This is a genomic window from Sporosarcina sp. E16_8, from assembly GCF_017347095.1.
Lineage (GTDB): Bacteria > Bacillota > Bacilli > Bacillales_A > Planococcaceae > Sporosarcina.
The window spans coordinates 15113-35747 of sequence record NZ_JADPRZ010000020.1; the positions used below are offsets into that span (position 1 = coordinate 15113).

17 protein-coding genes and 1 pseudogene are annotated in these 20635 nt (G+C 39.0%); 12 read left to right on the plus strand and 6 right to left on the minus strand.

The features are described 5' to 3' along the window. Nucleotides 1–57 precede the first annotated feature (57 nt). From I2484_RS12580 to I2484_RS12630, 11 genes are all read left to right on the plus strand, one after another. Complete coding sequence (locus I2484_RS12580) at nucleotides 58–1074, plus strand: NAD-dependent epimerase/dehydratase family protein (protein WP_207151385.1); 1017 nt, start codon at nucleotides 58–60, stop codon at nucleotides 1072–1074. Continuing rightward, entirely contained in the window at nucleotides 1075–2130 is a 1056-nt protein-coding gene (locus I2484_RS12585) for a dihydrodipicolinate synthase family protein (RefSeq protein WP_207151386.1), read from the plus strand. Nucleotides 2131–2142: 12 nt separating this feature from the next. Continuing rightward, nucleotides 2143–3141 carry a zinc-binding dehydrogenase gene (locus I2484_RS12590; protein WP_207151387.1) on the plus strand — a complete coding sequence of 333 codons (999 nt, stop codon included), beginning with the start codon at nucleotides 2143–2145 and terminating at the stop codon, nucleotides 3139–3141. Nucleotides 3142–3208: 67 nt separating this feature from the next. After that, nucleotides 3209–4261, plus strand: a complete 1053-nt coding sequence (locus I2484_RS12595; RefSeq protein ID WP_207151388.1) for a Gfo/Idh/MocA family protein — start codon at nucleotides 3209–3211, stop codon at nucleotides 4259–4261. Beyond that, complete coding sequence (locus I2484_RS12600) at nucleotides 4262–5824, plus strand: FAD-dependent oxidoreductase (RefSeq protein WP_207151389.1); 1563 nt, start codon at nucleotides 4262–4264, stop codon at nucleotides 5822–5824. It begins immediately after the preceding gene. 38 nt (nucleotides 5825–5862) lie between these two features. After that, nucleotides 5863–6696, plus strand: a complete 834-nt coding sequence (locus I2484_RS12605; protein WP_207151390.1) for a sugar phosphate isomerase/epimerase family protein — start codon at nucleotides 5863–5865, stop codon at nucleotides 6694–6696. Between the two features lie 10 nt (nucleotides 6697–6706). Then, the gene (locus tag I2484_RS12610) at nucleotides 6707–7432 is read left to right on the plus strand and encodes a hypothetical protein (protein ID WP_207151391.1); all 726 of its coding nucleotides are present in this window, start codon (nucleotides 6707–6709) and stop codon (nucleotides 7430–7432) included. Continuing rightward, nucleotides 7429–8403 (plus strand): Gfo/Idh/MocA family protein, encoded by a 975-nt coding sequence (locus I2484_RS12615; RefSeq protein ID WP_207151392.1) that lies wholly within the window; start codon nucleotides 7429–7431, stop codon nucleotides 8401–8403. Before I2484_RS12610 ends, I2484_RS12615 begins: the two co-directional genes overlap by 4 nt. Nucleotides 8404–8834: 431 nt before the next feature. Further along, entirely contained in the window at nucleotides 8835–10538 is a 1704-nt protein-coding gene (locus tag I2484_RS12620) for an alpha-glucuronidase family glycosyl hydrolase (protein ID WP_207151393.1), read from the plus strand. A 30-nt stretch (nucleotides 10539–10568) separates the two neighbouring features. Beyond that, complete coding sequence (locus I2484_RS12625; RefSeq protein ID WP_207151394.1) at nucleotides 10569–12161, plus strand: FAD-dependent oxidoreductase; 1593 nt, start codon at nucleotides 10569–10571, stop codon at nucleotides 12159–12161. Between the two features lie 28 nt (nucleotides 12162–12189). Next, nucleotides 12190–13140: a GNAT family N-acetyltransferase gene (locus tag I2484_RS12630; RefSeq protein WP_207151395.1), complete on the plus strand. Its 951-nt coding sequence runs from the start codon at nucleotides 12190–12192 to the stop codon at nucleotides 13138–13140. A gap of 232 nt (nucleotides 13141–13372) precedes the next feature. Here I2484_RS12630 and I2484_RS12635 read toward each other — a convergent pair. Continuing rightward, nucleotides 13373–13677: pseudogene (locus I2484_RS12635) on the minus strand (transposase); the annotation flags it as partial. Nucleotides 13678–14062: 385 nt separating this feature from the next. On the opposite strand from I2484_RS12635, the gene I2484_RS12640 reads away from it, so the two are divergent. After that, the gene (locus I2484_RS12640) at nucleotides 14063–15436 is read left to right on the plus strand and encodes an MATE family efflux transporter (RefSeq protein WP_481886408.1); all 1374 of its coding nucleotides are present in this window, start codon (nucleotides 14063–14065) and stop codon (nucleotides 15434–15436) included. A gap of 90 nt (nucleotides 15437–15526) precedes the next feature. Here the strand turns inward: I2484_RS12640 and I2484_RS12645 are convergent, their stop codons facing one another. The 5 genes from I2484_RS12645 to I2484_RS12665 are packed head-to-tail and all read right to left on the minus strand — an operon-like array spanning nucleotide 15527 to nucleotide 20442. Beyond that, nucleotides 15527–16249, minus strand: coding sequence for an ATP-binding cassette domain-containing protein (locus tag I2484_RS12645; RefSeq protein WP_207151397.1), 723 nt, complete (start codon nucleotides 16247–16249; stop codon nucleotides 15527–15529). Next, complete coding sequence (locus I2484_RS12650) at nucleotides 16242–16901, minus strand: amino acid ABC transporter permease (RefSeq protein ID WP_207151398.1); 660 nt, start codon at nucleotides 16899–16901, stop codon at nucleotides 16242–16244. The genes I2484_RS12645 and I2484_RS12650 overlap by 8 nt, the downstream gene beginning before the upstream one ends. A gap of 27 nt (nucleotides 16902–16928) precedes the next feature. After that, complete coding sequence (locus I2484_RS12655) at nucleotides 16929–17723, minus strand: transporter substrate-binding domain-containing protein (protein WP_207151399.1); 795 nt, start codon at nucleotides 17721–17723, stop codon at nucleotides 16929–16931. Between the two features lie 17 nt (nucleotides 17724–17740). Next, a complete protein-coding gene (locus I2484_RS12660; RefSeq protein ID WP_346014190.1) occupies nucleotides 17741–19066 on the minus strand; it encodes an aspartate aminotransferase family protein in 1326 nt (441 codons plus the stop codon). 11 nt (nucleotides 19067–19077) lie between these two features. Beyond that, nucleotides 19078–20442, minus strand: a complete 1365-nt coding sequence (locus I2484_RS12665; RefSeq protein ID WP_207151400.1) for a sigma 54-interacting transcriptional regulator — start codon at nucleotides 20440–20442, stop codon at nucleotides 19078–19080. Between the last annotated feature and the right edge of the window lie 193 nt (nucleotides 20443–20635).

Consider the following 20635-nt stretch of genomic DNA (forward strand, 5'->3'; position numbering starts at 1 on the left):
GACAATTTAGACATAACTGATAACTAGTTCACGCTAATATAAATAGGGAGTGATGAAATGAAGACAATTGCAGAGCTTGAAGATTTTATGACGAAACCATCAACTGAACTAATCAATGATATCAGATTAGTAGATGGTGATATTCTAATTTTAGGTGTTGGTGGAAAAATGGGACCAACATTGGCGAAGATGACGAAACGAGCGATTGATGAAGCAGGTTTGGATAAGAAGGTGATTGGTGTTTCTCGGTTTTCAACTGGCAATTTACAAGAAGAGTTAGAGGATTTTGGAATTGAAACAATTGCTGTTGATTTATTAATAGATGAGCAACTTCAATCACTCCCGGATGTTAAAAATATTATTTTTATGGCAGGTAATAAATTTGGAACTGCCGGCAATGAACATTTTACATGGGCAATGAATGCTTATTTACCAGGTAGAATTGCAGATAAATTTAAAAACTCCCGAATCGTTGCATTTTCATCGGGTAATATTTATCCATTAACGAATGTGGTGAGTGGTAATTGTTCTGAGGAGACAGCCGCGAGTCCAATTGGTGAGTATGCACAATCTTGTTTAGGAAGAGAGCGTGTCCTTACAAACTTTTCGCGTAATAATGAAACACCAATGCTACTATTTCGATTGAACTATGCAATTGACATGAGATACGGGGTGTTACTAGAAATTGCTCGACATGTTTTTGAAGGTAAAGGCGTTGATCTTACAATGGGAAGTGTAAATGTTATCTGGCAAGGAGATGCGAACGAATACGCTGTACGATCTTTATTGCACTGCGAGACGCCACCGAGAATAGTAAATGTGACTGGACCAGAGACGATTTCAGTTCGTTGGTTGGCAGAAGAATTTGGGGCGCGATTTGATAAGAAACCGCTTTTTGTCAATGAAGAGCAACCGACAGCGTTATTAAATAATGCTTCCAAAGCGCATCAACTATTCGGCTATCCAAAAATATCACTTCAACAAATGATTGATATGACGGCGGAGTGGCTGGTGAATAGTGGGGAAACGTATAATAAACCAACCCATTTTCAAGAACGAAAAGGAGCTTTTTAAATGTTGAATCCTGCTGTGAAAAAACAATTACACGAGGGAACTGTCATTCCAGCGCATCCATTAGCTCTAACAGAAGATCGGCAACTTGATGAAGCGGGTCAACGCGCACTAACTCGCTATTATATTGATGCAGGTGTCGGGGGGGTTGCAGTTGGTGTCCATACAACTCAGTTTGAAATTCGCGATCCGCAGTTTAATTTATTTGAGAAAGTATTAGCCCTTGCGATTGAAGAGATGCGGAAGGCACAAGTTCCTGATTCATTCATAAAAATTGGTGGAATTAGTGGACCGATAGAACAGGCGATAGAAGAGGCAAAATTTATTAAAGTGATTGGTTATGACCTTGGGTTGTTAAGCATGGGGGGATTACACAATGAATCTGAGGAAGCACTGCTTAAGCGGACTGAAAAAATCGCTGAGATTATACCGATTATTGGATTTTACTTGCAGCCGGCAGTAGGGGGGCGCATTCTATCCTATGAATTTTGGAGAAAACTTGCGAATATACCTAATGTTCATGGCATAAAGATTGCACCTTTTAATCGCTATCAAACGCTCGATGTGATTCGGGCAGTTTGCCATTCAAAAAGAAATGAAGAAATCGCTATTTATACGGGGAATGATGACAATATAGTTAATGACTTGTTAACAACCTATCGAATTACTGTAAATGGAGAAAAAATTGACAAGCAGATTGTTGGCGGACTACTGGGGCATTGGTCAGTATGGACGAAAACAGCAGTAGCTATTTTTAACGAGATAAAAAGCGTTCGATCAATAGGTGAGATTCCAAGTGAACTATTAACCTTAGGGCAAGAAATAACGGATGCAAACGCTGCTTTCTTCGACTCGAATAATCAATTTACAGGGAGCATTGCAGGTATTAATGAAGTGTTGGCAAGACAAGGACTTTTAAAAGGCCGATGGTGTTTACTTGAACAAGAAAAATTAAGCCCAAATCAACTGGCAGAAATAGATCGTGTGTATTCCGATTATCCGTATTTACATGATGATGTATTTGTGAAAGAGAACTTAGCCAAATGGTTCAGAGAGTAAGGGGTGAATGTAATGAAATCAATTGTTGCAAGAATTAAAAAAGTCCATATTATTGAGCGCACGAGGCCGACGATTATACCTTCTTATCTATTAATTAAAACACTGCACTCAGTCATTTCACCTGGGACTGAACTAAGCTTGATTGGAATTAGCGAGGAGAGTGAAATCACATTAGGCTATAGTGCGGTTGGGTTTGTTACTGAGTGTGGTGAAGGTGTAGATGATTATCTAAAAGGGGATATTGTTGCCTGTTATGGGGCCCCCTATGTCGGTCATTCTGACTATCTACTAGTTCCAACCACATTATGTGCGAAGGTTCCGCCCTGCGTGGAGCCGAAGGAAGCAGCTTTAGCAGGAATTGGTGCGATTGCGATACATGCACTAAGGATTGCAAAACTAGAATTTGGGGAAACGGTTGTTATTATTGGCCTAGGATTACTTGGTCAAATGATTGCTAAAATAGCCAATGCCGCTGCATATAATGTGGTTGCCTTTGATATTCAAACAGAACGGGCAGCAATGCTTCAAGAAGAATCCAGTATTCGTTCTTTTTCTACTATCACAGAGATGGAAAGCGAAATAGAGAAATGTACGAAAAAACACGGGGCGGATGCGGTTCTTTTATGTGCAGGTGGTAAACGGTCATCACTGACAAATCAAAGTTTAGAGTGGATTCGACATCAAGGGAAAGTTGTAATTGTTGGTGACATAGAGCCAGATTTTTCTCGAAGTCTACTGTTTGCGAAGGAAGCACAAATTCTAATTTCACGAGCTGGTGGTCCAGGACGATATGATCAAGTATATGAGAAACAGGCAATCGATTATCCATACGGTTATGTACGCTGGACAGAAGGAAGAAATGTAGCCGAGTACTTACGTTTAGTAAATGACAAGCGGATTAATGTCCAACCATTTTTAATGGATGAAGTTGATTTTCAGGATGCGCCAGCTGCTTATGAAAAGTTGATCAATAAAAAGTCAACGACATTGACGAAGATTATTAACTATTAATACGTACATTGAAAAATTTCACTAGAGCTTCGTGTACTATTTCTATCAATAGAAGGGAGTTATGTCTATGTTGAAAGTTGGCGTTATTGGAGGAGGTTCTATTTCTGAGTTTCATATTAAACCATATATGAAAAACGAAGGTGTAGAGTTAGTTGCGTTTTGTGATAGCAATAAACAGCGTCTAGCCAAAACTGGTGAGCGGTACAGTGTCACTGAATTGTATAGCAACTATGAAGAGTTATTGCAAAACCGAGAAATCGATGCAGTTAGTATTTGTACGTGGAATAATACTCATGCAGAGATCGCAATTGCAGCATTGGAAGCAGGAAAGCATGTTTTGGTTGAGAAGCCGTTATCTATTACTGTCGAACAAGCACTAGCTGTCGAAGCGGCGGTTGAGAAATCGGATAAAGTATTACAAGTTGGTTTTGTCAGACGTCATGGAGACAATACAAAGCTACTCAAGCAATTTATTGACCAAGATGATCTCGGTGAAATTTATTACGCAAAGGCTTCCTGTTTAAGAAGGCTTGGTAATCCCGGTGGCTGGTTTAGTGATCAGTCGAAATCAGGTGGGGGGCCGCTTATTGATTTAGGTGTCCATATGATTGACATCTGTTGGTATCTCATGGGGAAACCACGACCTGTCTCGGTTAGTGGCAATACATATTCAAAGTTAGGCAATCGGAGCCATATAACAAACCTATCTTTCTACCAGGCAGCTGACTATGATCCGGCATTAAATGATGTGGAAGATTTAGCAAATGCTCTTATCCGATTTGACAATGGAGCCTCTTTGTTCTTAGATGTTAGCTTTACACTTCATGCAAAAGAGGATGAGTTATATGTTAAATTGTTTGGTGAAAAAGGTGGAGCCGAAATTGAACCGAAATTAGTGATGGTAACAGAGAAAAACAATACGATTTTAAATGTCACACCACAAATTGATAACCTAAGCTTTGATTTTGAAAGAGCGTTTGGCAATGAAATCAATCATTTTGTAGAATGTTGTTTGGAGGGAAAAGAAACGATTGCACCCGTTGCCGATGGTGTGCTGGTCATGAAAATGTTGAACGCCGTCTATGAGTCGGCGAAAAGTGGGAAAGAAGTTTATTTGTAAATGGAAACGTTGAATAGAGATGTTGTCATTATTGGCGGTGGACTAGGTGGTTGTGCAGCAGCGTTATCGGCATGTGCCAATGGCTTACACGTCTTGTTAACTGAAGAAAACGATTGGATTGGTGGTCAAGTCACTTCACAAGGAGTGCCACCTGATGAACATCAGTGGATCGAAGAATTCGGTTCAACACGGATGTACCAAGCGTATCGTAGAAAGATACGAGAAACTTATTTACGAACAATGGATGTGAATGTTACTAAAATACCGTTTAATCCGGGGAATGGTTTGGTTAGCAGTATTTGCCACGATCCAAGAGTTAGTCTGCACGTATTGAATGAAATGCTCCTGCCATTTGTCTTAACAAACCAGCTTACGATTATAGTTAACACGGTAGTTACCTTGGTTAAGAGAAATGGCAGAACATTAACTAACGTTACCTACAAAAATACTGTGACAGGACAAGAAGCAATGGCCGCGGCACCCTATTTCATCGATGCTACAGAAGCTGGGGATCTATTACCGTTAGCTGGTGTCGATTATGTAACTGGCGCGGAAGCAAAAGCTGACACACATGAACCGCATGCATTAGAAGTCGCCGATCCTAAAGATATTCAAGCTTTCACATATGTACTTGGGATGGAATACCGACAAGGAGAAAATCATATTATACCGAAGCCAGAGATGTACGAATTTTGGAAAGAATTTCATCCAGCTATATGGCCCGATAACTATTTAAGCTTTTTTGCCCCACATCCGATTACGAAAAAGAAAAGAGAATATACGCTTTTTCGTGAGGAGACAGGTTTTCCACTATGGGAATACCGACGTAGCTATGATAAGCAACAGTTTAATACGCCCGTCGATGCGGGGGATGTCAGTTTAATGAATTGGCCCCAAAGTGATTATTTCTTAGGGAATATTTATGATGTGCCCGATGTAGAAAAAGAGAAACATATCTATCAAGCAAAACAGTTAAGCTTGTCCCTTTTGTATTGGTTACAAACCGAAGCACCATGGCCTAATGGCGGTAAAGGATATCCGGGATTGAAACTTCGTAAAGATCTATTTGCAACGGAAGATGGCTTAGCAAAGGCTGCCTATATTAGGGAGTCGAGACGGATCAAGGCGGAGTACACCATCGTAGAGCAGGATGTTTCACCAGATTTTAATGATGGGAAGACAGGGAAGTTATATATTGATCGGATAGGGATTGGATCATATAGTATCGATTTACATCCAAGTATGACAGGAAGAACCTATCTGGATATAAAAGCGTTACCATTCCATATCCCATTAGGTGCGCTGATTCCGAAAGATACAGATAACTTGTTAGCGGGCAGTAAAAATATTGGAACAACACATATAACAAACGGTTGCTATCGCCTTCATCCGACAGAGTGGACTATTGGTGAAGCATGTGGCGCATTAGTTGCATTTTGTATAAAAAACAAAACAGATCCAAAAGCAGTTCGTGAAAATAACCAGTTGTTAACAGCGTTCCAAGATAAGCTAAGAGCAGACGGTTTTGAATTAGAGTGGCCTGCAGATTTTTATAATGAGTGATAGGTACAAATTAAACAACAATCGAATTGGGAGATAGCATGAATATAAGTGTAAGTATGTATAGCTTGGCATCAACTATCAGAAAAGAAAACTGGTCGATTGTTGATTTTATTGACTATGCAAGCAGCATTTCAATAGATGGGGTGGAATTGCTCGATATTTATTGGACGAATAAAGACGAAGAAATCGTTGAAGTACTTACCGCATTGAAAAGCCATAATCTACAAGTGTCTGCATATGATATCACGAATAACTTTGTAAAAGAATCAGTTGAAGAACGCGCCAAAGAAGTTGAAACGGTTTTGAACGGTATTCAGGTTGCGAAAAAACTTGGAACGAATATTGTGCGCGTATTTTGTGGTGATGTCCAAGCTGACACAACATATGAAAATAGATCGGCGTGGATTATAGAAGGTTTGAAGAATTGTGCAGAAACAGCCGAAAAAGAGCAAGTCTATTTAGCTATTGAAAATCACGGCTTATTAGCCGGTAAGAGTAAGCAAGTAAGCGAGATAATAAAGGCGGTGAATAGTCCTTTTGTAAAAGCAACGTTTGATACTGGGAACTTTTTGCTTGTCCATGAAAAGCCGACAAAAGCATTTGAGCAGTTGAAAAATGAAATCGTTCATGTTCATTTTAAAGATTTTCGTGAAAAAGCAAAAAATGAGTCACTCCGTGGGTTTCGTTCCACAGAAGGGGTGGAATTAATAGGGGTTGTTCCTGGTGATGGTGAAGTTGATCTCGCTTCTATTCTAAATGGATTAAAAAGTATACATTACGATGGTTGGTTATCTATTGAATATGAAGGACATGACGATGCGAAAATGGCTAATGAAGAAGCGGTTAATCGTTTAAGGAACCTATTGAGATAGGGAGGTGGAAATGATCCTGAAAATTGTATTTGCTAGCATAGAGAAACTCGACTTTCGAAATGCTTTTGAAAATTTAACCTTAGTAGAGTCGATTGAACAACTAGGGAATTCTGCTAATGAAGATACTACATATGTGTTGGCTGCCGTGGAGGACCAGTTGAAAGCGGTGGAAGATAGTGGACATGAAATTTATATTCCATCCACCGGGTTAACAGCTGACAATCAAAGTCTAGGCTGGCATGTTTATTTTGATTTAGAAAACTATCCATTTTATCAAAAGGTAAAAGAGGTGATCGGTAAAGAGGATAAGCCTAAAGGCGTTTTCCGTTTTAGACGCATTGTGAATCAATATGCAAACAATTTGTTACTCACGGGTGATTTATATGTATTATCGTCATTGCTCGGGGAGCTACAAGGCATTCAAGTAAAACAAACGAACCAAATTATGATACCAGAACATACTATTGTTTTGATGGATTTTGGTGGAGGAACAATGGCACATATTGAATATACGGTGGCTGAGCAGGAGCGAATCGAGCTTGAATGGAGCGGGATAAAAACGATTATAGAATTTGATAGTGATCAGATGAGACCGATTCAGCAAGGAAGTAGGACGTCTTCGCAAATATCCTATTCCGTGGATGCCATTTTAGCATCAGCACAGAAAGTAGATCAGGAGCTCGTCACTCGATTGAAATATTTTAGTAACCTAATCAATGGGGGTGCTCATTCATGAAGGTTGGCATGATGAGTTTTGCACATATGCACGCATACAGTTATGCGGATGGCATAAAGAGATTACCAAACGTTGAGTTAGTAGGGATTTTTGATGAAAATGTTGAAAGAGGCCAAGAAGCTGCCAAAACGTATAATACGGTCCACTTCAGTGATCAAGCAGAATTTCTAGAATTGGAAATGGATGCTGTCATTATTTGCAGTGAAAACAATCGCCACAAAGAAATGGTTGTAAATGCTGCGAAAGCAAAGAAACATATCCTATGTGAAAAACCAATTGCAACGAATCTTTCGGACGCTAATGAAATGATTCAAGTATGTAAAGACAATGCTGTAATTTTGCAAATTGCTTACCCTGTTCGATTCAGTTCACCGATTCAGCAAGTAAAACAAATGATTGATAAAGGAGAACTAGGTGATATTATAGCTTTTCGGACGACTAATCGGGGACAAAATCCTGGCGGCTGGTTTATTGATGAAGAACAATCAGGTGGTGGTGCTGTATTAGATCACACCGTACATATGGTTGATATCATGCGATGGTATTTAAATGAAGAAGTCACAGAAGTCATGGCGATTATTGATTCCTATTTTCATGATATAGCTATAGATGATGCTGGACTACTCACATTAGAATTCGAAAATGGCGTGATTGCTTCTCATGATGCAAGCTGGTCCCGTTTTACAGAATACCCAACATGGGGCGACGTGACGATTGAGGTAATTGGGACAAAGCAAACGGTGAAAGTTGATGCATTTAAAGAGCATATTAGGACGTTTAGTAGTGGGGAAAAATCATTGGAACATGTTTTTTATGGAAATGACATGGACTTTGGATTAATTCATGATTTTATTAACTGTGTGAAAGAAGGAAGAGAACCGTCTGTCACGGGTTATGACGGACTAAAATCATTAGAAGTTTCATTGGCAGCGTATGAATCAAGTAAATTAAAAAAGCCGATTAGGTTATAAATACTAATAAGGGCACTAGTTTTCATCAATTATGATAGAAAGCTGTAGTGTCCTTTTACCCTTATAATTTAAAAAGTTCCAGCTCTCTCTATATATAGTCGGCACTTAACAAATAGAGTATTCTTCCAACACCGCTTAGTCGCTTGGTGATGGCCTTACGCAATAAGCCTGTCAGAAGATCACTGTCAGTCTTATTGCTTTGGCTCACACTTGTCGCTCCTTCGCTAGATTTGTTGGTTATACTGGTGAGGTATACCACCTAGTTCATTCTAAATAAGTAGTGCCGAATATATAGTTAGAATGATTAAATAACTATATAAACTGAGTGAATACGCCTTACAAGGGAGAGCCGAAGCCCTAAGACTGGCGGCATCCCCTAGCGCCGCAGCGAATTCAATGGATTATTTGTTTCTACATATATATTTAGAAAGGTGCTGTTCATCATTAACAAAATCATTTACTGGAACAATCACGAAACCGTATTATTCGCTGTTGAAGAGTTGAGAAGGTTAATGAGAAAAGCAGGATGTGAAAGTACAATCGATGACCAAGCAGCATTCACTGCGCTTCATGAAAACACTAATCGGGTTATCCTACTCACAACAAACGACTATCATTCTTTGAGGGATATAAAAATAAATATCACAATAAATGCTGATGGTTTTGCATTGGTTAAATCAGAAAATGATATGTGGATTATTGGGAATGAGCCTCGTTCTATTCTCTATGGTGTTTATATGTATTGTAAAAAGCAGTATGGCTACCAGTGGATTGATTTGGACAAAGAAACAATCCTTAACCATCATTCAGCAACAATAGAAGAACTATATATCCATGAGCCGATGTTTGCTAGACGCGGAAATATTATTGAAACCATTAATGATCCTGGCTATATCAATGCCCTAATTGATTGGGGAGTTAAAAATGGTCAGAATGAATACTTTTTCACGTTTTTCTTATGGGATGAAATTAAGTCATACGTAATCCCTGCATTACGAAAAAGAGATGTTCAAGTAACCTTAGGCGGTCATAGTTTAAGTTACTTGCTTAATGAGATACAAAAGGAAAAAAATGAGAACATGCTCAAGCAAGATGAGAAATTAAAGTTCTTTGCTGAAAATACATATCTTCAGGATAAAGTCATTCATAAAATAGTCGCTATCTGTTTGGAAAATAAAGTGATTACTAGAATCTCATTGTGGCCTGAAGATATAGGAATTGACGAGAAAAATGCGAGTGGATTTTTACCCACATATATTCGATTTACTGAAAAACTAAAAGAAGCGCTTGATAAGGAAGGGGTACACGTAGAGGTAGAATATATTGTGTACAATGCTGGGTTGTCTTGGAACATGTTGGAAAGGGAAAATCAAACCGAAGCGTCTACGCAAGTCGATGCATTATATGCTTATTGGGGAAGGGATTATTCATCAGCCATTGATTCAAGTGATACTAGGCAAGTTAGGGCCTATCAAACATTACAAGACTGGAACGAGCAAACAAAAAAAGGTGGAAAATCGTTAACAGTTCTCGAGTACTATAGTGATCATTTTATGTTATCGGAGTTATTCCCACCACTAATGATGCGGATTCAGCAGGATTTACATGATTATAAACAAATGAATATAGACGGTGTTTTAAATTTAATTGTACCGACACATCAAAAACAACACTATCCAGAGTTAGAGGTCAACTATCCTTGGAAATGGATCCACCATTTTAATAATTACATATACTCGAGGATTGCTTGGGGTGAAAAATATGAAGTGATTGTCGAAGAATATTTCACTGTTTTTAATGAGGATAAAGAATCATTTTACGAGATGCTTATCGAATTAGAAGAACTTGTATCACAGCATACGAAATGGAATGCGCCACTATTTCCTGCTAGAGTAGTTGATCCAGAAAAAGTCCATGAGCCGATGACTCAATTAAAGATTTCTTCCTATTTACGTGATGTATATGAGCGTTTATCGAAATGGGACTTGAAGGAGACCGAATCATTGCTAGTAATTCAGGCAAAGGATAACTTTAAGTCGTTTACAACAAAAGAAATGATGTTGATCTATTTTTATTATCTAAAAAAAGGAACCGAAATTTATTCAGATGCATGGGCATTAAAAGGTGATCAATAAACCCTAACAGGATATACGGAGGTTTTACTTATGGATTTTAGTAATCTGCATTATTATGTACCAACAGAAAAAGTCGACAAGCCAATGATAATTGAAAAAAATCTAATTATATACGGAGGGACACCAGCCGGTATAACGGCGGCTATTCAAGCAACAAGAATGGGTCTTACTGTTGCAATTATTGAGTTTAGCCGAACTATTGGTGGGATGACTGCAAGCGGTTTAGGGGCAACAGATCTTGGCGCAGAAGATGCGGTTGGTGGTCTTTCGAGAGAGTTCTATCAAGAAATTGCGAAGTATTATGGAAAACAGAAGCAATGGAAATTTGAACCTAAGGCGGCTCAGTATGTGTTTGATAAATGGATGAAAGACTATGAAATTCCGGTTTATTTGAACCAGCATTTAGCAGAGGTTAGTAAAGTTAATGGGGCAATCATCGAAATTGTAATGGAAGATGGGACTCGTTATAAAGGGAAAGTCTTTATGGATTGTAGTTATGAAGGTGATTTATTAGCTAAATCAGGTGTTAGTTATTTTGTTGGACGAGAATCGAATGCAACGTATCAAGAAATTTATAATGGGATTCAGTTTGGTGCACCGCATCATAAATTTGAAAAGTGGATTGATCCATATGTTGTTGAGGGGGAGCCTGAGAGTGGATTATTGCCAGGAGTTGCAGAGGAAGATCCTGAACAATTAGGTTTTCAAGGGCAAGGAGATCATCGGATTCAAGCGTATAATTTCCGAATTTGCTTGACGAGGGAACAAGAGAATAGCATTCCATTTCCAAAGCCACTACATTATGAAGCAGATCGATACCGGCTTCTCCTACGTTATATTCAAGCGGGTGTTTGGGATGCGATGAAACTTCATACGATGTTACCAAACGGGAAATCGGATTTAAATAATTACGGTGCAATATCGACGGATAATCTTGGAACGAATTACGACTGGCCAGAAGGTAGTTATCAAAGACGTGAGGAGATTTTTCAAGATCATTTTAATTATGATCTGGGAATGTTGTACTTTTTAGCTAATGATTTACGTTTACCAGCGGTTATACGTGAGGAAGTAGCTGCCTGGGGCTTACCGAAAGATGAATTTGAACAAACGGGGAACTGGCCTCATCAGTTGTATATCCGTGAAGGGAGAAGAATGATTTCTGATTATGTCATGACTGATCATAATTGTCTAAAGCAGACATTTGTTGATGATACAATCGGTTTGGCATCATTCCATATGGATTCACATAACTGCCGACGTGTCGTGATTGATGGCAGATGTGTGAATGAGGGAGATGTACAGGTACCAATTGCTCCTTATGAGATTTCGTATCGTTCCATTCGGCCAAAATCTGAGGAATGTACAAATTTACTTGTCCCCGTTTGCTTATCAAGTTCACATATTGCTTATGGTTCGATTCGAATGGAGCCGATATTTATGATTCTAGGCCAGTCAGCAGGAACGGCGGCAGCGCTTGCCTATAAATATGAAATAGCTGTCCAAGATGTAAATTACGAAGAATTAAAACAGGAACTTCTAAAGGTGGGTCAAGTTGTCGAATGGGGTGACGGTATGGTGGATGATCCGATTAACCGAATGGAAGAAACGTTCGGAAAGTAATAACCATTATAGTAGTGGAGGGGTTTAGATGAAAATCATTGCTTGGAAGCGCGATAGATTAGAAGAACTAGTAGATTTATGGAATAAAGAATTAGCCGTTGATTTCCCGATGCGTGAAGAGTTGTTTATGCAGAATAGTTTTGATGACTTGAACGTTAGCTATGACAGTTCTTATATTGCGGTAGATGATCAAGACCATGTAATCGGATTTGTAGTAACTAAACGATGGCAAGAACAAATCGATGTGAAAATGGACCCTAAAAGGGGCTGGATCCAAGTGCTTTTAGTAGATAGTGCTCGCCGTGGAAAAGGTACGGGAACAATGCTACTTGAACGTGCAGAAGCAGGTTTAAAGGAATATGGTGTTGAGGAGATGCAATTGGGTGGCGACCCCTTTCACTATTTCTCAGGCATACCAGATCAGTATAAGGAAGCACAAAAATGGGCAGAAAAACATGGTTACACTAAAAGAGTAGACACATATGATTTGATTAATCACCTTGATAAAAAATATGACTTACCTGCTGAAAATTCAGTTGTATTTTCAATCCTGAAAAAGGAGGAAGAAGGTGACCTAATTTCATTTCTAGAAAGTTGTTTTCCAGGAAGATGGGTCTATGAAACGATGAAGTACTTTGAAATGAGTGGGGATGGGCGAGAATTTGTTGTCGTCAAAAAGAAAGGTCAAATCATAGGGTTTTGTAGAATAAATGATAGCCACTCGCCATTCATTGCACAAAACGTTTATTGGAGTCCCCTTTTTGAACAAGAAGTCGGAGGGATAGGTCCATTAGGAATTGATGCGAATGAACAAAAGCAAGGGTATGGATTAGCAATTGTTCAAGCAGCAATGGCTTATTTACAACAACGAAATATCGAGAAAATTATTATTGATTGGACAATTTTAGTGGACTTTTATAAAAAACTAGACTTTAATCCATGGAAAATATATGGCGTTTATTTAAAGGATTTAAAGTGAGGATTGAGAAGCAGCTGCAGGGAGTAATGGAGGACCGGCAATCATACTGAGAGCGAACAAAGTCTTATCGGTGGTCCTTTTACAGCGACGAACGCTAAAACCTCACACTCAATGAAGATGCCACTGAAGAACTTACGTTTTTAAAATATCTAAATGTATGTAAATCCGAATAGACGTAAGCGTAAAATAACGGCCACCCATATGACAGGTGGCCGTTATTTTACGCTTACGAATCAATGACCGAGGCTTCTGGTGTCATATCAAGAAAGTATTTAAACGACATATCGTATTTCGAACGTTCTACGACATCCCAATCGGATAGGTCGAAGATTGATATATGTAATAAATAGTTGAACATCCGAATCGGTGGCACTGCATTGCGATCGTTATCGAGACAATATTTAGTTTTCAATTCTTCGTTCACAAAAGACAAATAGACAAGGTCATTGATTTGACGGAGCTGATTATCTTTTGACACAATTGTATCATAAACGCTATAAATGCGCTGAGGTTTAACGTTTCTTGATTTGAAATCATCGGGACACCGCTTAGAATTAGTCTCTTCATTATACAACAATAAAACGAGACATTCCCCAAATTCATCAGGGAAAACATCGTTTTATTTCACTAATTATTTTGCGTGACTCAGTGAAATAATTAGGTAGAACCAGCGGAGGCATCCACGAAGCGCCGAAGCGTTTTTAATGGAAATATTCGGATTCAGTTTTAATAGTTGACTTTTTCAGTGGCCCCTCAATGAAGTGAGATGCTTTTAGATATGCCCTTTTCTATTACGGTGACATTGCAGAAGTCTGTACATGAAAAATAAAAGTGTTATTCAAATAAATTGTATAGTTTGAATTTAAAATGTATGGTAAGATTTGTATTGTTTAAAGTTAGATATAGAAAAGAAGGCGTTATAATGGTAGCAACTGAAGCTGTAAAAGGTCCAGTCAAAAAACTGAATTTATTTCACCTAACATGGCCTATTTTTTTAGAAGTTTTTCTCTTTATGTTGATGGGTATTGCAGATACATTCATGTTGAGTGCATTGTCAGATGATGCCGTTTCAGGTGTAGGAGCGGCAAATCAATACGTTCATATTGCTATTCTCATCCTTGAAGTAGTCGGGAACGGGGCAGCGATTGTTGTATCACAATATCTAGGTTCGAAAAGATATCTAGAAGCATCCAAAATTTCAGCACTAGCGGTTACATTAAATTTAATTGTCGGCCTTCTTATGAGTGTTATTTTCGTTATATTTTCAAAAAATATGATGATCGCTATGAATTTACAGGGTGATGTATTGGACCATGCTTCAAAATATTTAATCATTGTAGGCGGAGCGATATTCTTACAAGCGATTATTAATTCGTTGTCAGCGATTATTCGTGTGCATGGCTTTACAAAACAAACGATGTTTGTTTCATTAGGTATGAATATTGTTCACGTAGTCGGTAACTATGCGTTGATCTTTGGGAAGTTCGGTTTTCCAGAGTTAGGGGTACAAGGTGCAGCAATTTCTTCAGTTGTCAGCCGTTTGCTTGCATTGATTGTCTTCTTTTTGATACTTTATCGAGTGATGGAATACCGTGTGGAGTTCCGCTACTATATTACATTGTCAAAAGAATATATTCGTAAGATATTACAGATAGGTATTCCATCTGCATTTGAACAGGTGATGTATCAAGGATGCCAAATTGTCTTCTTATACTTTGTGACGTATTTAGGGACGGAATCATTAGCCGCAAGACAATATGCTGTAAACATATCAATGTTTACATATTTATTCGCTATTGCCATTGGTATGGGGACGGCGATCATTGTCGGCCGTTTTGTTGGTGGAAATGAACAAGACGAAGCATATACGAGTGTTTGGACAAGTGTTAAATGGGCATTTCTGTTTACGTTGTGTATGGTGACGTTGGTTATCATATTCCGCTATCCATTAATGGGGTTGTTTACGGATAACACTGCTATCATTGAAATAGGGGCATCCGTTTTACTTCTAAGTATTTTACTTGAAACCGGACGAACTTTGAACATTGTCATTATCTCCTCATTACGTGCAGCTGGAGATGCAAAATATCCGGTCATCATTGGTTCTTTTTCAATGGTAGCCATGAGTTTGCCACTAGGTTATTTTTTAGTGTTCGAAATAAATCTCGGTCTCGTCGGCGTATGGCTAGCGATTACTGTAGATGAATGGACACGTGCTATTATTATGTATTTCCGATGGAAGAGTAGGAAATGGGAAAGATATGCTCTGGTGTCACCTAAAAAGAATCATCAGTGACGTTAACAAGAACGCAAATAACTCGAAAAAACCAGCAACTCAGGCGAATTCAATCGGCCGGATTGCTGGTTTTTAACACAATTAAACTAATTACAAAATCTTTTCTAAAAAGTCTTGTGCACGTTTACTTTTTGGTGAAGAAAAGAACTCGGTAGGGGAGGCGTCTTCAACTAATTGCCCATCGTCCAAAAACAACACGCGATCTGCGACTTCTCTGGCAAATCCCATTTCATGAGTTACGATCGCCATCGTCATACCTGTAAGCGCTAACGATTTAATAACTTCTAGTACTTCCTTAACCATTTCAGGGTCAAGGGCAGAAGTTGGTTCATCGAAAAGCATCATTTCAGGCGACATTGCCAACGCTCTTGCAATGGCTACACGCTGTTTTTGTCCACCCGATAAACGAACTGGATGCTCACTTTCTTTTTCGGAAAGCCCCACTTTTTTTAACAACTCACGTCCTCGTAATTCAGCGTCTTTCTTGGAAGTTCCTTTTACCATTATCGGGGCATAGGTAATATTCTCAAGAACCGTCATATGAGGAAAGAGATTAAATTGTTGAAATACCATCCCAACTTGCTCTCTCACCTTCATAATGTTGACTTTTGGGTTTGTTACTTCAGCTTCATTCACCCATATATGTCCACTTGTTGGTGTTTCAAGTAGATTGATGCAACGAAGAAATGTCGATTTCCCAGAACCAGAAGGTCCGATAATCGCAATGATTTCACCTTTTTGAATAGTGGTTGAAATCCCTTTTAACACTTCAACTTTCCCGTAACTTTTACGAAGATCTTGGATTTTAATCACTTCGCCTCATCCTCCTTTCAACCGCTTTACCAATCAGTGTTAAGATAATTACCATCAGATAATAGATAACACCCGCGAAGATTAGGGATTCAAAATAGCGATATGTATTACCACCCACGATATACGCTCTTCTCATAATATCCGTTACGCCAATGACAGTTACAATAGCCGATTCCTTTGTTAAGGTGATAAATTCATTCATTAACGCAGGCAAAATATTTTTCAAAGCCTGGGGCAATACAATGTCCTTCATCATTTTCTTATAGGGGATACCAAGAGCCATTGAAGCTTCTAGCTGCCCTTTATCTACAGCTAAAATACCAGCTCTAATAATTTCTGAGATATATGCACCCGAATTAAAACCAAATGCTAAGACAGCTGCAGAATACGCCGTGACTTTAATATCGAATAATTGAGGGGTACCGTAGTAAATTAACAGCAATTGGAGAATTAAAGGAGTGCCACGGAAAATGGACGTATAGATATCGGCAAACCATTTCAATCCTTTAAATCGTCCGATTTTACAGAGTGCTAACAAAATTCCGATAGTAAAACCAATAAGTGCTGCAACGCCAACAATTTTAAGGGTGACCCCGATACCTTGTAAAATATAAGGTATCGAGGTGACAATTTGGGTAAAGTCTAAATTCATGGTTCTACATCCTCTCTCTCGAATGAATTAGTTACTGAACCATTTCAAAACTAATTTCTCTACCTCACCATTATCTTGTAATTCTTTGAGAACACGATCAAATTCAGCTGTCAACGCACTGCCTTTTTGGAAAGCCATTGATAAACCTAATTTATGCTCTTCAGGAAGTTCAAAACTTGCTAAATCTTCATTCGACTCGATATAGCCATTTGCCACTACATCTGCAATGACAATCGCATCAAGATGCCCAGATTTGATTTCTTGGAAAAGATCTGGAACGCGGTCTCGGCTTTCAACAGAGTACCCATATTGTTCTTCAAGTGATTTCGCACCTTTTTCTTGAACAGATGCCGTTTGAGCACCAATTTTTTTGCCTTTAAGATCTTCTGCGCTATTAATGTTGCTATCTTTCATCGTAATAACTAGATTTGTAGCTGTAAAATAAGCAGCCGAAAAATCAATTACTTTTTTACGTTCTTCGTTGTTGCCGTCCATACCTGCAACGACCAAATCAATGCTTTTTGCCTGTAGTGCGGGAATTAAGCCGTTGAAATCCATGTCTTCAATTTCTAGGGTGTAACCTAGTTCCTTGGCAACCATTTTTGCTAAATCAATATCAAAACCGATAATTTCATCACTTACTGCTGTGTCGACATATTCGAATGGTGGGTAATCCGCAGAAGTTCCCATTTTAAGTATCTTTGTATCTGAAGTCCCCGATGAACCTGCTTTCTCGCCATCTGCTTCGTCCTTTGTTCCACATGCACCGAGTACACTCATAACCAGAACAAGTAGAAGTGCAATCCCTGACCACTTTTTCATAATAAATCACTCCATTTCTAATTTGTTTTATTTTCAAATTCTGTTAAAGCTTCATCCAATACAGTCAACCCATCATCAATCTGCTCTTTTGTTATCGTTAGCGGAGGAATCATCCGGATAACTTCACCGGAGTTGCCGCATAAGTAGAACAGCACACCTTTATGAAGGCAACCATCAAGGACAGCCATTACTGCTTCGCCGTCAGGTTCACCCGTTTCGGGATTGCCAAGCTCAATACCAATCATCAAACCAACACCTCTAATGTCTTTAATGACTGGATGGTGTAGTTTCATTTCAAATAAGCGCTCCATTGCATATGCGCCCATTGCGGTTGCGTTATCCAATAACTTTTCCTCTTTCATCACTTCAAGTGAAGCCAGGGCAGCAGAACAAGCGATAGGATTGCCGCCGAAGGTTGTTCCGTGTGTACCGAGCGGCCATTGGTCCATTAGTTCTTTGGAAGCAACAGTGGCGCTTAAGGGAAGTCCTGCAGCAATCCCTTTAGCGATAGCCATGATGTCTGGTTTGACATCGAATGACTGTGCAGCAAACCAATTGCCTGTGCGACCGAATCCTGTTTGGACTTCATCGAAAATTAGTAGAATGCCATGGCGGTCGCAAATTTCACGCACTTTTTTCAGCCAAGATTTTGGTGGGATGATGTATCCACCTTCACCGAGAACAGGTTCGATAATCATACAAGCGACTTCTTCCGGATCTACTTGGTGGTTGAATAATTTTTTTACGTCTTGCTCCAGTTTTTCGGGGAAGAAGACGTCTGGATCTGCTCCTTCAGGAAGGTACTCAGGCAGTGCATATGGCAACTGATAGGAAAGCCAAGTGGGCTGCAAATGTTTCCGGTATTTACTTTTCGATGTCGTGACACTTAATGCGCCCATCGAACGCCCGTGGAAACAGCCAGTGAAAGAAACGATATAAGGTCTTCTTGACGTATATTTTGCCAGTTTTAATGCGCCTTCAATTGCTTCAGTGCCACTGTTCGCGAAAAAGAAGTTATCGAGTTTTGGCGGTAAAATCGTTTGTAATTCAGCAGCCAATCTTAAAATAGATTCGTAGATGATAACGCCTGATGGGCCATGGATAAGGTGATCTGCACTATCTTTGATTGCCTGAACGACTTTAGGGTGCCGATGTCCTACGTTCTCTACGGCGATACCAGAAGTGAAATCCAAGTATCTCTTGCCATCAGCGCCGTAATAATAACATCCTTCTGCTTTTACAACAGGTAAGTTCGGATGATCTTTTGCCATACTTGGTGCGAGAAAATTCCCAATGTTGTCAACCATATGAAGCCAGTCTTGTTGTTCTAATTTTTGCTGCACAGTAAATCCTCCTACTCGATATCGGTATATTTTTTCAGTTTGCGAACGACAGAAGGTTGGCTTATTCCAAGGAACTTAGCAATTTCAGTAGTTGTACGATAACGCTCCTGCGCATCCCTTAACACTTTCATTTCCACATCATCCAAAATGCTTGGAAGTGTTCGGCCTTCAAGATGGATGATAGATAGATCATCATCTGTATTTTTACGATATTCTGGTGGTAAGTCTTTTGCCGTAATAATAGGGGATGTACTTTGTACAACCAACCGTTCCATAACATTTTTGAGTTCGCTATGGTTCCCGTTCCACTCAAGGAGCAACAGCTGATTAAACACATCATCTGAAAGCTTCTTAGTAGTCGTATGGGTAGTTGAAAACTGATTTAAATAAATTGAAATCAAAGCAATCAAATCTTCTTTTCGATCACGAAGTGGTTTTAAATGAATTGGAACGATATGGAGCATATAATACAAATCTTGATGGAATGTTTTATCAGCAACTGCTTCTGTCAATGCATTCTCGGAGGAGCTAATCAGCCTCACATCAAGTGGGAATACTGTAGTTGCATGAATAGGTGTATATCTACGTTCTTTCAATACATTTGCAATTTTTCCTTGAAGATGTACCGAAAGCTTATCAATCCCCTTTAAATAGAGGGTACCTTCATGGGCTAACGTTAATAGGCCCGTTTCCTTTTGCTCGAACTCTCCACCGAATAATTCACGTTCAAACATCGCTTCCGGCATTGTTTCGCAGTCAACTTCAATGAAAGGTCCATTTTTTCGCTTACTTTCGTTATGAATGAACTTTGCCATTGTCGTTTTCCCGGTTCCTTGTTCTCCGTAAAGGATGACAGAAACATCGAGTGGCGCAGCATTCCTAGCGGTTTCATAAGCAATTCGTGTCGTCCTGTTTTCAATCGTCAATCCATCGATTGTAAGATTTTCTTTTCGCAGTAGCGTAAGCTCCTCTTTTGCCAGGGACATCTCGTTTTCAAGTTCTTTCATATATTCCTGGATGACGAGAAGTTCGGCTACTTCATAGGAATAGCTAAGGACAAATTCAACTTCACCTGACTCATTAAAGAATGGCATACCTGTAATAAGTGCTTTTCGTCCGGAAGGGGTCGCTTGTATAACAACTACCTTCTTTTTCTGTAGAAGGACGAGAGGAGTAATAGCGGGAGAGAAAATACCCCTTTTTTCTAGATCATATACAGATTTCCCAAGAAGGTCCTCGGCACGTATCCCGTAGTAGCGTCCACTAATTTGTGAGGCTTTTACGATAATACCTGCGTGATTGGTAACGATGATATCTTCATCATAAGAATCAATAATTTCTTCTTTTGAATTTGGATGTAAGAAAAATCCTGTCATACGACCACCTTTCCTAAAAGTAACGGTATTCATTAGTGAATAATTATTTGTTTGTAAATAAAATATACGATACTTTTGGAAAATTGGCAATATAAATTTAATTCTTTAGCAAATATAACGGTACTGATCTTCGCGATGTCGAAAATTATAACATGCATTCAAATGCAATTACAAGCATGATTATTCAAATAGC

Bases quoted from the DNA above. Each gene is read 5' to 3' on its own strand.
- I2484_RS12605 (WP_207151390.1), top strand. From the start codon at position 5,863: ATGAATATAAGTGTAAGTATGTATAGCTTGGCATCAACTATCAGAAAA.
- I2484_RS12595 (WP_207151388.1), top strand. From the start codon at position 3,209: ATGTTGAAAGTTGGCGTTATTGGAGGAGGTTCTATTTCTGAGTTTCAT.
- I2484_RS12650 (WP_207151398.1), bottom strand. From the start codon at position 16,901: ATGAATTTAGACTTTACCCAAATTGTCACCTCGATACCTTATATTTTA.
- I2484_RS12640 (WP_481886408.1), top strand. From the start codon at position 14,063: ATGGTAGCAACTGAAGCTGTAAAAGGTCCAGTCAAAAAACTGAATTTA.
- I2484_RS12655 (WP_207151399.1), bottom strand. From the start codon at position 17,723: ATGAAAAAGTGGTCAGGGATTGCACTTCTACTTGTTCTGGTTATGAGT.
- I2484_RS12625 (WP_207151394.1), top strand. From the start codon at position 10,569: ATGGATTTTAGTAATCTGCATTATTATGTACCAACAGAAAAAGTCGAC.
- I2484_RS12630 (WP_207151395.1), top strand. From the start codon at position 12,190: ATGAAAATCATTGCTTGGAAGCGCGATAGATTAGAAGAACTAGTAGAT.
- I2484_RS12600 (WP_207151389.1), top strand. From the start codon at position 4,262: ATGGAAACGTTGAATAGAGATGTTGTCATTATTGGCGGTGGACTAGGT.
- I2484_RS12580 (WP_207151385.1), top strand. From the start codon at position 58: ATGAAGACAATTGCAGAGCTTGAAGATTTTATGACGAAACCATCAACT.
- I2484_RS12585 (WP_207151386.1), top strand. From the start codon at position 1,075: ATGTTGAATCCTGCTGTGAAAAAACAATTACACGAGGGAACTGTCATT.
- I2484_RS12665 (WP_207151400.1), bottom strand. From the start codon at position 20,442: ATGACAGGATTTTTCTTACATCCAAATTCAAAAGAAGAAATTATTGAT.
- I2484_RS12610 (WP_207151391.1), top strand. From the start codon at position 6,707: ATGATCCTGAAAATTGTATTTGCTAGCATAGAGAAACTCGACTTTCGA.
- I2484_RS12590 (WP_207151387.1), top strand. From the start codon at position 2,143: ATGAAATCAATTGTTGCAAGAATTAAAAAAGTCCATATTATTGAGCGC.
- I2484_RS12615 (WP_207151392.1), top strand. From the start codon at position 7,429: ATGAAGGTTGGCATGATGAGTTTTGCACATATGCACGCATACAGTTAT.